17 protein-coding genes and 1 pseudogene are annotated in these 12,046 nt (G+C 28.6%); all 18 read right to left on the bottom strand.

Going from position 1 to position 12,046, the window contains the following annotated elements; translation table 11 throughout:
• Nucleotides 1-238: 238 nt before the first annotated feature.
• Nucleotides 239-604 (bottom strand): CD1247 N-terminal domain-containing protein, encoded by a 366-nt coding sequence (locus CDLVIII_RS15530; RefSeq protein WP_009170394.1) that lies wholly within the window; start codon nucleotides 602-604, stop codon nucleotides 239-241.
• A 104-nt stretch (nucleotides 605-708) separates the two neighbouring features.
• Nucleotides 709-1,266 (bottom strand): elongation factor P, encoded by a 558-nt coding sequence (efp, locus tag CDLVIII_RS15525; protein ID WP_009170393.1) that lies wholly within the window; start codon nucleotides 1,264-1,266, stop codon nucleotides 709-711.
• A 167-nt stretch (nucleotides 1,267-1,433) separates the two neighbouring features.
• Nucleotides 1,434-1,802, bottom strand: coding sequence for a hypothetical protein (locus tag CDLVIII_RS15520; protein WP_009170392.1), 369 nt, complete (start codon nucleotides 1,800-1,802; stop codon nucleotides 1,434-1,436).
• Entirely contained in the window at nucleotides 1,795-2,202 is a 408-nt protein-coding gene (locus CDLVIII_RS15515) for a hypothetical protein (RefSeq protein ID WP_009170391.1), read from the bottom strand. Before CDLVIII_RS15515 ends, CDLVIII_RS15520 begins: the two co-directional genes overlap by 8 nt.
• A complete protein-coding gene (locus CDLVIII_RS15510) occupies nucleotides 2,150-2,809 on the bottom strand; it encodes a hypothetical protein (RefSeq protein WP_009170390.1) in 660 nt (219 codons plus the stop codon). Before CDLVIII_RS15510 ends, CDLVIII_RS15515 begins: the two co-directional genes overlap by 53 nt.
• Nucleotides 2,810-2,860: 51 nt before the next feature.
• Nucleotides 2,861-3,289 (bottom strand): hypothetical protein, encoded by a 429-nt coding sequence (locus CDLVIII_RS15505; protein ID WP_009170389.1) that lies wholly within the window; start codon nucleotides 3,287-3,289, stop codon nucleotides 2,861-2,863.
• Nucleotides 3,280-3,726, bottom strand: a complete 447-nt coding sequence (locus CDLVIII_RS15500; RefSeq protein WP_009170388.1) for a hypothetical protein — start codon at nucleotides 3,724-3,726, stop codon at nucleotides 3,280-3,282. The genes CDLVIII_RS15505 and CDLVIII_RS15500 overlap by 10 nt, the downstream gene beginning before the upstream one ends.
• Nucleotides 3,716-4,150 carry a hypothetical protein gene (locus CDLVIII_RS15495; RefSeq protein ID WP_009170387.1) on the bottom strand — a complete coding sequence of 145 codons (435 nt, stop codon included), beginning with the start codon at nucleotides 4,148-4,150 and terminating at the stop codon, nucleotides 3,716-3,718. Before CDLVIII_RS15495 ends, CDLVIII_RS15500 begins: the two co-directional genes overlap by 11 nt.
• A 26-nt stretch (nucleotides 4,151-4,176) precedes the next feature.
• Nucleotides 4,177-4,596: a prepilin-type N-terminal cleavage/methylation domain-containing protein gene (locus CDLVIII_RS15490; RefSeq protein ID WP_009170386.1), complete on the bottom strand. Its 420-nt coding sequence runs from the start codon at nucleotides 4,594-4,596 to the stop codon at nucleotides 4,177-4,179.
• Nucleotides 4,593-5,714: a type II secretion system F family protein gene (locus tag CDLVIII_RS15485; protein WP_009170385.1), complete on the bottom strand. Its 1,122-nt coding sequence runs from the start codon at nucleotides 5,712-5,714 to the stop codon at nucleotides 4,593-4,595. The genes CDLVIII_RS15490 and CDLVIII_RS15485 overlap by 4 nt, the downstream gene beginning before the upstream one ends.
• Nucleotides 5,704-7,002: a GspE/PulE family protein gene (locus CDLVIII_RS15480; RefSeq protein ID WP_242836002.1), complete on the bottom strand. Its 1,299-nt coding sequence runs from the start codon at nucleotides 7,000-7,002 to the stop codon at nucleotides 5,704-5,706. The genes CDLVIII_RS15485 and CDLVIII_RS15480 overlap by 11 nt, the downstream gene beginning before the upstream one ends.
• Nucleotides 7,003-7,651: 649 nt before the next feature.
• Nucleotides 7,652-8,068, bottom strand: coding sequence for an NAD(+)--rifampin ADP-ribosyltransferase (gene arr / locus CDLVIII_RS15475; RefSeq protein WP_009170383.1), 417 nt, complete (start codon nucleotides 8,066-8,068; stop codon nucleotides 7,652-7,654).
• Between the two features lie 231 nt (nucleotides 8,069-8,299).
• Nucleotides 8,300-8,521 (bottom strand): reverse transcriptase domain-containing protein, encoded by a 222-nt coding sequence (locus CDLVIII_RS15470; RefSeq protein ID WP_186005505.1) that lies wholly within the window; start codon nucleotides 8,519-8,521, stop codon nucleotides 8,300-8,302.
• Between the two features lie 22 nt (nucleotides 8,522-8,543).
• Nucleotides 8,544-8,732, bottom strand: a complete 189-nt coding sequence (locus CDLVIII_RS29350; protein ID WP_050816272.1) for a hypothetical protein — start codon at nucleotides 8,730-8,732, stop codon at nucleotides 8,544-8,546.
• Nucleotides 8,733-9,587: 855 nt separating this feature from the next.
• Entirely contained in the window at nucleotides 9,588-9,806 is a 219-nt protein-coding gene (locus tag CDLVIII_RS15465) for a hypothetical protein (protein ID WP_009170382.1), read from the bottom strand.
• A 160-nt stretch (nucleotides 9,807-9,966) separates the two neighbouring features.
• On the bottom strand, nucleotides 9,967-10,116 hold the full coding sequence (locus CDLVIII_RS31370; RefSeq protein WP_186005504.1) for a hypothetical protein: 150 nt from the start codon (nucleotides 10,114-10,116) through the stop codon (nucleotides 9,967-9,969).
• Between the two features lie 62 nt (nucleotides 10,117-10,178).
• Nucleotides 10,179-10,415: pseudogene (locus tag CDLVIII_RS15455) on the bottom strand (iron chelate uptake ABC transporter family permease subunit); the annotation flags it as partial.
• A gap of 174 nt (nucleotides 10,416-10,589) precedes the next feature.
• Nucleotides 10,590-11,894: an MFS transporter gene (locus CDLVIII_RS15450; RefSeq protein ID WP_009170381.1), complete on the bottom strand. Its 1,305-nt coding sequence runs from the start codon at nucleotides 11,892-11,894 to the stop codon at nucleotides 10,590-10,592.
• Between the last annotated feature and the right edge of the window lie 152 nt (nucleotides 11,895-12,046).

The following is a 12,046-nucleotide window of genomic DNA, read 5'->3' as shown; positions in this document are numbered from 1 at the left end:
CCACTGTTCTTTTATTTAATTAATATGTAATGTTATTCTAAAATATTACTTAATTATGTCTAGATAAGAATAGTTTATTTAGAAATTATAATTTTAGAATTTATATTAAGTTGTCACTCTATTTCTTTGTAAATACAAAAGGACTACCTTAACTTTTTTGTTAAGATAATCCTTTTTGTATTTATATTATTAAACTAATTATATATTATGTACTAAAAGCAACCACTAATATATAGTTTTATCCCTTGATGTTTTTATTACAATATGGACATGGAATTTCTTCGTTATTGCTTAGAGCAGATTGTTCTATAAAAATTTGTTTATGACAATGAGCACAATTTATTTCTTTATATTCATCTTCCATATCATTTAATTCATCTATCGATAATTCCTCAAACAATTCATCTTGAATATCAGATAAATCATCATCCATAAACCTTATATTCTCTTCAATGGCTTCTTGATTTATGGTTAATTCTTCTAGTTTTGCGGTCATTAATTCTAAAATAGACGATATATTACTAAAATATTCTTGATATTCTTTGTTTTCTATTCTAGATAAACTCTTTTTTAAGTTTTCAACCTCTTTGCTAAGCTCTTCCATATCTTTTCACTTCCTTCTCTATATTTGCAGTTAAATGTTTGGCATACACATCATACATATATAAATAAAGTTGCCAAGCTTCATGCTTAGCAACCTATGTATGCCTAAACTCTTTCCATATATTCGCCAGTTCTTGTGTCTACTCTTATAGTATCTCCTTCATTAACAAACATAGGAACATTTACTACTGCACCTGTTTCAAGTGTTGCTGGTTTCATTGCATTAGTAGCTGTATTTCCTTTAACACCTGGTTCAGATTCTGTAATTAATAATTCAACAAAGTTTGGTGCATCTACTGAGAATGCTTCACCCTTATAGAATTTAATTGTTGCAAACATATTTTCCTTTAAGAATCTTATTGCATCAGCAACTTTTTCGTAATTTAAAGGAATTTGTTCATATGTTTCTTGATCCATAAAGTAATACAATTCTCCATCTGAATAAAGATATTGCATTTCCTTTCTTTCAATTACAACATCTTGTAATTTTTGAGTTGGATTAAATGTTGTATCTGTAACTCCACCTGAAATTACATTTCTAAGTTTAGTTCTTACGAATGCTGCTCCTTTTCCTGGTTTAACATGTAAAAACTCTACTACTGTAAATACTTGTCCATCCAATTCAAAAGTTACACCTTTTCTTATATCTCCTGCTGTTATCATTAAAGATCCCTCCAAATTTATAAAACTAATTACACTATAACTATATCCTCAAACATTAAGCTTAATACACTTAACCGTTGACATAACACTCATATTTTATCAAAAGACGATAACAATTGCAATCTTTCTAATTATTTTATAGTAAAAATTTATAATTTTATCATTATTTAAACACTTTCTTTAGCACTTAATTCCAACTCTACATATTTTTCTTTTTCATTTTTATTCACTATAAAATTACTTATATCATAATCTTTTAGTTTAGATAATTCACTTATCAGCTGATCTTTATCACCATTTATTCGTACTTTTACATGCCACTTTCCACCAGTATATGTCGCAGATACAATTGTTTTATCATTTATGTAACTTAAATCATTTGTAATCTCAGTTATAGTTTTATTTTTATATTTATAATTCTGTGCATTGAATGCATTAATATTGTTCTCTCTTTCTATAGCATTTATACAAAATATTTGCACAAAAACTAACATAATCAATAATATTATTATACAATATTTACATAATTTATTCATTTAAGCTTACTCCTAGCTTATACCTGTTATCATTATCCAAACTCACATCATTTATATTTATTGAATTATCTAAATTTAAATAATTAATTTTATCAACACTTTCTACTATAATTTCTCCATTATTATTGTTAACATATGCTTCTTCAATATCATCTTTAAATACGTTTCTTATCCATATATTAACATTATTATAATTAATATTATTTTGTTCTGTAGTACTATGCGTTATAGGCTGCTTATGATAATTTTTTCTAATATCCTTAAAAGTTGTTGAAAACAAAGATAAATTTATAAGTAAAAATAAAATTATAACTCTTCTTTCATTTTTCCGCTCTTTTAATTCCATTTTATAATAAAATTTTTCCGGAATAAAATTTTTGTTTTTCATATATTTTTTCATTAATTAAATCTCCTATGTTTAATTTTATTATCTTAATCTTGTTCTTAGAAGAAAATATATCAAAAACATTATTGTCTATGTATATTTCCTCAGAATCATTAATTTCATTTAAAATTAACTCCTCATTATCATTAACAAAACCATAATTAAATAATCCTTTTTTAAAGCAAGTAAAGTAATAAAATTCATTAAGCTTAACTACTACATCTGCATTAAAATTATTCCGTTTTAAGATTTTTTGCATTACTTCTTTTATTATAAATTGGATTGGCTTAATCTCCAAAAAGCTCGAAGCTATTGATAACTTCTCTATTCTTTTAGCACCCTTTATAGAATATATAACAATAATGTTATTCTTCTTTTCAAAATCGTATAATAAATCTCCTGTTTGAGGAAAATTATTATTAATTTTATTATTTACTAATTCGTACATCTTGTGCTTTTTAACCTTATCATGGAATTGCTTCACATAAAGATTTTCTTCTAATATGACTATTTTTAACCTAGGTTTAAATAAATCAACTACTTCATTTATTCTATCGAAATTATATTCTTGATTATTAAAGACAAAAGAACTTTTATTAATTAGTATTATAGATTTTTTCATATTTTCTCCTAAATTCAAACTTATAATTATTATTCCCTTTTTTATAAATTTTTATTCATCCTCATTCATAAATTTATATGTTGGGATTAAAATTATCTCATCTTTTTTAAAGATATATAAAATCTCCCGCTTTCTAATTCTGTCATTTCTATTTTTAGTATTCAAAAAAATTTTATCGTCTTGAGCTTTATAATTGAGACTGCTGTCATCATCTATTTCTATATCAAAATCATTTAAAAACATGCTTTCCGCCTCATTTAATTGATTTTCTTTATATTTATCATTTAGTTCTTGCATGCCTTTATAAAGAACCTCTTCTTCATCTTTATCCAAATCATATATATCTTTATCAAACTCATAAACACTACGTAATTCATTATTATTTCTCATCATTTCAAATATAAGACACCCGAGAGTAGTCATCAAAGCTAGGATTATTATCGTACTTATTAAAACTGTTCCTCTTTTCTTCAGATACACTTTATAAATTCCTTTCCTTCTTTATCACGCACTATTAGATAAATTAACTTTCCTTTCTTTCTCACTTCAAGATTATCTATATCTTTAATTATTGTATTTATAGTTTTTGTAACATTCCCATCTACGTATTTCACAACAATCGCGCCATTATATGACTTAATTATTTTATCTGAATCCTCTACATCACTATTTTTCAATAACGTAAGACTATTATTATCTACCATTATCTTTTCAAAGCGTCCTCTGGATATTATGTTATCTAAATTTATAAAAAAATCCTGACAGTTGTCATATTTAATAGATAAATTAACATCATCTATGTATGATTTATAAATTGAAATATATAAATTTATTCCTTCTGATAAAATTATTGTTGTCAAAAAAATATATACTAACGATTCTATAATTGTGAATCCTTTCTTTTTCTTATACCTCATCCATCCACCAGCTTTTAGTAAACTCTTTTTCTAAAACAACTTCTTCTCCATCAGAATTAATTTTTGCTTCAATTTTTAGTTTCACTCCCATGTTATTTTCACTTAATCTGCTTATTTTAATATCATCTCCGCATTCAAGATCCTTAACATCTGTATCAACTAATTGTCTCGATAAATCTTCGCTATATTTCAGCCCTATCTTATCATCTTCTCTACTTAGCATGTCTTCTATTTCTTCTTTAGTTAAGTTATATTTAAACTCGCTGATCAGATTACATATAGTCCGACTTACTTCTTCCTGCAAAATTCTTTCTTTCAACATATTTCTGCTTTGTATAATCGTACTCACCATAAATGTTGTAGTCAGCATCAGAATCATAGCAGCTGCTATTACTTCAATTAAGATACTCCCTTGTTTTTTCATATAATAATCTCCACTATCCTCACGCTTCAGTCTACTCCTACATTAATTGTTATATCATGTCTTTCTCCTAATCCATCAAGTATTTTTATTGTATATCCTCTTGTTATTTTTCCAGTAGGTGTTAGCATTAAACTAATATCATTACTGATTATCCTCATTCCACTTGGCAGCTTAATAATCTTTTCTATACTATCCCAGCCCTCTATAAATCGTACTTCATTTTTGCTCCCCGTTATAGTAATCTTCCCATATCTATTTTTTTCTCTGCATACAGCTTTAGCATATGAAAGTAAATCTTGTATCTCATAACTATATCCTATTCCCTTCATACTATAGGATATTTTATTGTTTAATCCACTCAAAGAACTTCCTACACTAAATAAAAGAGTCAATATAAATATACTTGCCATTGTCTCTATTAATGTAAATCCACGCCTTTTCATCATCTAATTCCATTTTGCAGATTATTAAATAGTGGCAACACAAATACCAATAAGAACACAACTATAAATCCTGCCATTATCAACATAAAAGCAGGATTTATACACTTCAAATATTTTTTTATCTGCTCTGATAATTTATATTCTAAATCTTGTGATAATTCCTTAAACCCCTGTTCAATTGTCCCACTTTCCTCTCTAATTTTTATTATAGCTAGTGTATGCTTAGAAAATATTCCACTTAACATCAAAGATTCTGTTAAAGTCTTGCCTTTTAAAATATTTAAATTTATCTCCCCTGTCTTTTTTCTCAGATAAGCAGAATTTATACTACCTTCACAATATTCAAGGGCGTGAGATATATTAATTCCAGTACTTGTTATTATTGAAAAAAGTAAAACCATCATATACTCAAAAAAACCTTTTACTATTGGTATTCTGCTAAATTTATCTATAGAAACTTTTTTAGAACACTCTTTTAGAATAATTAATATAACTGACATCCAGCATACTATTGTTGTCCCAGTTATTAGTGGATCATCTCTCATATTATTATTTATATCATATAGAATTTGGCATGCTGCAGGTAATTTGACATTCATAGATTTATATATTTCACAAAAGTTAGGAATTACTGTATTCACAAAAAATATACTTAATGCAACTAAGGATATAAGTACAAATATCGGATAAATGCATGCATTTTTGATTTCGGTTTTAATAAACATCAATTTACTATAAAATTCACTAAGACCTCTTAACACCTGATATAGCTTACCAGTATTTTCTCCTATTGCAACCATTCCCACAAATAAATACGGATATAACTCTTTATATTGTCCAAAACCTTGTGATAAACTCTTTCCTTCTTTAATATGTATTAATATATTATATAGACTGTTTTTATATACTCTGTTTGAAAGAATATCAATTACTAATTCCACAGCCATAGCAATGGGTATTCCTGCCTTGTACATTTGAGCTAAATTTTCAGCAATAAAAGCAAGTTGTTTTTCATCTGCTTTTTGTTTAAATATTCCTCTTAATCTGAATTTCTTAAAAACTGAATTTTCAAATATTTCACCACTTTCTTCCTTTGAAAAATAATTTCCACTAAAATTCATTTAATCTCTCTCCTTCAATGAATTCTAAATAATCCTCTTTTGATATTTTGCCTTCATATAGCAGTTTTTCTAAATCGTGCTTCATATTCTCATTTGATAAATAGCTATTATCTTCATGAAGCTCCTCAATTTTCTTTTTGTTCTTTTCCTCTAAAAAGTGAACTGCACTAATAATTTCTCTTCCCCCATATCCAGAGTAATTGCAAATTTTACATCCGCATTTCTTATATATTTTTCTCCCATGAACTGAGTTTTCCTTATCTAGTTCCTTACATCTCTCGCACAAAGTCTTTATTAATCTTTGAGAGATTATACCTACTAATGCATCGCTTAGTAAATAAGGTTTAACGCCCATGTTTTCAAGCCTTATGTATACTTCTCTTGCAGACCTACAGTGAATTGTGCTATAAACCTTATGACCTGTAATTGATGCTCTTACTGCCATATTGGCAGTCTCTTCATCCCTTATTTCCCCAATCATTATCACATCTGGATCTTGTCTTAAAATACTTCTAAGACCATTAGAGAAATCTATATTTAATTTTTTGTTTAAGCTCATCTGGTTTACATTTGGCATGACAATTTCAACTGGATCTTCAAGAGTCGTAATATTTTGAGCTTTAGAGTCAATTTCTTTTAATATTGTGTAGAGAGTAGTAGTTTTGCCACTTCCGGTCGGACCGCAAGTCAAAAATAATCCATTCTTTAAAGATATAATTTTTCTAATAAGTTTAATTTCATTTTCAGAAAACCCTAAATCTTCAAGGCTGTAATCAAAATTATCACAGTATAGTATTCTTATTACCAGCTTTTCCCCGTAAACTACTGGGATAGATGATATTCTTAAATCATATTTTAGATTTTTATAATTAACCATTATTTTTCCATCTTGTGGTTTCCTCTTTTCAGTTATGTCCATGTTTGCTTTTAATTTTATTTTTGACGCAAGAGTAGTATACTCATTTGAGTCAATTTTGTGAACCAAAACCAAGCTTCCATTTATTCTGTATCTTACAAAGACGCAGGTTTTCTGTGGCTCTATATGAATATCACTGGCTTTATCTCTTATTGCATTGAATATTAATACATCTTCTAAATTTTTATTATCTTCGCCAAAAATAATATTTTTTAGATGTTCAAAGTTGCTTTCTTCTACAGTATCGATAACTATATCTTTATTATAGATAAATTTCAAATATTCCTTTGCTTCTTCAGTAGCTTCATATGCTAAAACTATTATCTCGTTTGTTTTTTCCTTTATCGGTATAATCTTATACTTTTCGCAAATTTCTTTTCTTAAATTTCTTGCCGTCTTTAAATCTACATCTTCAATTTTATATTCTTTTATTTAAAAACACCTTCTTTTATGAATTTAAATTCACTTATATTATAAATTTTAGACTTGGTCATGGAAAAATATTCATAATTTTTGAGATAAGAATGAAAAAAGGAGGTTAAAATAAAAAATGATTTATAATAGTAGCTAATTTTAAAGATAATTAACGCATTTAAAGAGGCTAAATCTATTATTTCAAATTCCTTGCTATACATCTTGTTATATTACATTTTTATTCATACTTTAATAAAAATGTAATAAATTCACTCTCAGAACAGTATAATACCAACAATTAATTTTAAATCCTATTCCCATTAGTGCCCAACCTCAAGAAACATTTTCTCAAAGTATTTATAAAATAAGTGATTTAAAATTACTTTTAAATGTTGAGTACGCTGTTCAAAATGTTCACCAATTGCACAGAATTTAATATTTCTCTTATGATACTACGAACTTTTTTAATATGATGCATTAAAAAAACCGCAATTCAAATATCTTGAATAATGCGATTTTACAATTTAGTATTTAATTTTATTAATTCATAATTTAATAAAATGCCTCACCAATTGCCTTGCAATGCTGGTAATTGTAAATTTATGAATTAATCGTATATTACATTTTTTCCTTCATCATTTAACTTTTTTAAGGATGAAAGCATATGATTTATTTCTTCATCAGAATGTCTTTCCCATGAACCTAATTCAGCTATTATTTTCAAAGGAGATTTAGACCTATAAGAGCGTGTTGGATTTCCAGGAAATCTCTTATCAGTTAAATTCGGATCATTTTCAAATTCACCTAATGGTTCTACAATATAAATTCTTTCCTTTGATTTAGATGCCGCTAATTCAGCACCCCATTTAGCAGCATTTAATGTTGCAGTAAAATAAATGTAATTAGATTTTTTATTTTGGTAATTTGATAAGTGTTGTGGTCCTAATAAATCTCCAATTTTTAGTTCTGCTTTAGTACCATGAAAAAAAGGACCATTATCTAAAACATCTTTTTTGCTATTCATGCTGATACACTCCTTTTATATTTTTAAATTTGTGTACACTATATAGTATTCAACTTATAAAAAAATTGATGAACAATATCTTATCGCCTTGAGTAAATATAGGCGTCACCGCCTATACTCCTCCATGGAACCGTACTTGCCCTATTAAGGCATACGGCTCTTCACATCATATTTAATTATCTATAGAGTCAGCTTCGACAATGTAGCATACTTTGTGATATTGGACATCCTCTACACTTCTCGTATTGCCTGATGACAATTTCTGTTAGGTCTAAAACCAAATGATTCATTATAAAATTTCGGTTCATACACAATCGTTAATATCTGCGATATTACATTTTCGATTAGTTTATCTTCATAGCATGATATTCCTAACGGGCGCATTTTTTTGCTACCATCCTTTGGTATATATGTTCTCCTTATGGTATTGGGTTTATAACTACCGTTTTTCATTCGTTTTACCAAATCAGTTACATTATCTTCTAGTTTTTTTAGAATAATTATCCTTGGTAACTCCATCAATTCCTTTGGCCTTTTTCCTATCCATTTGTTTATGGCTAGCTGTTAACGTATCTACATTGATGTATGTCGCAAGGTTTTGAACCTTTCCATCTAGTCTAGCCTTTTCTATATTAAATTGTATTCCAAGTAACTCGCTAATCATGTTCTTTCAGCTCTCCTGTCTGCAAAATTTCAAGTTTACTTGAAGCTATGTTGTGCTAATCCCTTCCCTCCGCCTGCTTTCGCCGGGTTCTACGGTACTATTAATTAGTCGGACTTCCTATAATACTTCTGCTCATCTTACTCGTTTCCTTACTTGATTTCACATACTTACTTCTCAGATACTATAGCACCTCAGCTATTCTAATAATATACTTATCATCAAACTCGCCAATCCCTCAGACCCCGGAAGAGTTCTATAATTCTCACCGTTACGATTTATAGAATATTGTCTGCGACCTACATAACAGCATCGACCTCTTCGTTTATATAATTATTTTGTGGCTCAATAGCTTCACTTGCGTTTCGGCTCCCCTGTCCTACGCTTAAATCTAACGTTACCGTTTCGACTCCAAGGACTTGGTACAGGCTACTGGTTAGGCATTACCTGGTAGGGTTTCCCTACTATATATTAATAGCTTACTAATGTAGTCAGAATTACTTCCATCTACAAGAGGAAGTGTCACGCATCTGCGTGCTACTTCGCAGCTCGCACTATGAATTCATTATAACATACATTGAAACTATCACATTATTCAATTTTCAAAAGCACTTTTTTATTAATTACTGCACCAAATTTACATATTATAATTGGCCAATGTGTCACCCTCCTGACACATTGGCCAATTATAATAAAGTTACAAAGTTAATAATAATTTCTTCATTAGTATTTACTCCACAAGTAAATTTAATATAAAAAGAGCAACATTCATATTTCTTTATGATATGTTGCTCTTTATCACATTTTAGCCATTCTTTAATTCATGTATTGTTTAATATTATGGTACAGTTCGATTCATTATTTTTCTTTCAATTTAACAATTTCATCTTCAATTATTATTTGAGCAGTTTCCTCTAAATAGTTCAAAGTAGGTTCCATGAGCTCCATTGGTCTTAAAAGTGTTGATCCGATTAAAATTTTATTATAAGTTGCAAAACAGACTTCATTTAATTCATGAAAACTCATACCATATGGTTTTATTTTAAGATTCATAACAACTCTTTCTATTGCATTCATAATTCTCACCATCCTCATATAATTAATTATACGAAAACTGGTAATTTCCTTCCATATACAATAAATTTAATTACCCTATAACTCTTATTTCGTCCATTGCTACTCAACAAAAATATCACAACATCATTTCAGTTCTAGGTTAGTTTTTATAAATCTATATTTAATAATGTTTTTGATTTACTGCTAATGGGTCAATATTCTCATTAACAATATAATCTATCACTCCTCTGCAGCCTTCATATATTTCATCATAGGTTGTATCAAAATCACCACTATACCAAGGATCTGCAATATATTTTGTTTTATTCATAAAATCCAAAAGCTTGTACATTTTATTTTCAGTATTTTCTTTTATAAGCTTAAATATATTCCCTATATTCCTTTTAAGGCTGTAAATATTCCGATTGGAGTTTCATATAGATTTAAAAACATTCTTGCAGCAATATCAGCATAAATTAAAAGAACTGCTCCAAGTAAAAATGAACAAGGTATATTTATCCCATAGTCTTCTCCTAAAATCTTTCTTACAATCTGCGGTACAATAAGTCCCTCAAAACCAATGTTTTTACCAACAACTGCTGCTGTACACATTGGTATCATAATAAATAAAAAAGCTAGAAGCTTTTTTATCTTCTAGCTTTTATTGTTTACTTAAAAATTTTCTTAAACAATTTGAAATCAAACATATTAGGTACTCGTTTAATAGCTCTATTTAAAGTAATAAATCATTACTTATTAAGACTTAAGTATACTCAATATTCTATATAAACCTTGATAATTAATTTAGATTGTATTTTCCTTATTATCGCTTAATTTTGTCTCACCACCTGCAGTTTCTGCTGGCAATGACATAGTTAACACAAATCCTAATGCTAAGAATACTACTAAACTATATATCCCAACATTTGAATTAAATCTATAAGTTAACCATACAACCATATAAGGCCCTATAAATCCTCCCAAGTTCCCTAATGCATTTATAACCCCTCTGGCACCAGCTGCCATGTCTGATGAAAATAAAATTGGTGGAATTGTCCAAAATATACTTGATGCAGATTGCAAGAACACTCCACATCCTGACAAAAACGCAAATGATACCCAGATATTGTTTTGAGTCTGTACAGATAAAACTAAGCATATAGCAAACCCTAACATTGGTAATGCAGTATATAATCTTCTATTCATCGTTCTATCAGATAGCTTAGCAAAGATATATAATCCTGCTATTGCTCCTATATATGGAACAGTTGATAGCAAGCCTACTCCTCCCATTCCTGAGTGGGTTAATGATTTTAAAAGCGTTGGAAGCCATAATGAAAATCCATAAATCCCCACTTGATAAAAAAAGTATAGAAATATTAATTTCCATAATCTAGGTTTTGATAGCAACTCACTAAGTGATACTTTATTTGTTTCATTACCACCTATGGATTCTTGTTCGTCACGTATTTTCATATTAATATATTCTTTTTCTTCTTCAGTAATCCATTTTGCATCATCTGGACGATCACTAATAAGTGGTAACCATATAAACATTAATGCAAGAGATATTATACCCTCTGCAATGAATACAGCACGCCAATCGTAAACAGTTATAACCCATCCCGAAAGAGGACCTGTAATAATCGAAGCAATAGGAATGTTCATCAAAAAGTATGCATTTGCTCTACCACGTTCTTCATTTGGAAACCAGTGACTTATAATAGTAAGTACTGCTGGCCATACTCCACCTTCAGCAACCCCTAAGAAAAAACGAGTTAAAAGAAGCTGTGTCGTATTTTGTACAAAACCTGAAATAATTGCTAATGCACCCCAAGCAAGAATTGTATAGGCTATAAATTTTTTGGCACTCCCACGTTCAGCTATTCGACCCCCAGGAACTTGAAGAAATAGATATCCCACAAAGAATATACCAGCAGCAAGTCCTGAAGTGCTGGCTGTCATACCTAACGCTTTATCCATTCCTCCTGCCATAGCAAAACTAATATTAGTACGATCCATAAAAGCAACTATATATACTAAAATTGTTGGCGGAATAATATGAAGCCAACGACCATTTGGAACATTTTTTGATAAATCTGTATTCATAATTCTATTTTCCTCCTATAAATATTAATAATAATCAAGAATTTGAATTTTGAAGTTTTCTGATTTATAATGTTATAGACTAACAGTATTAAGCATAATTCTTATATTTATGATATATATTTAAGCTGCAACTTTTATTTAACATAATATAA

The sequence above is a fragment of the Clostridium sp. DL-VIII genome (assembly GCF_000230835.1).
In the GTDB taxonomy this organism is placed as follows: domain Bacteria; phylum Bacillota; class Clostridia; order Clostridiales; family Clostridiaceae; genus Clostridium.
Note: the sequence above shows the minus strand (reverse complement) of the source record. Positions and strands in the feature narration are given on the sequence as shown.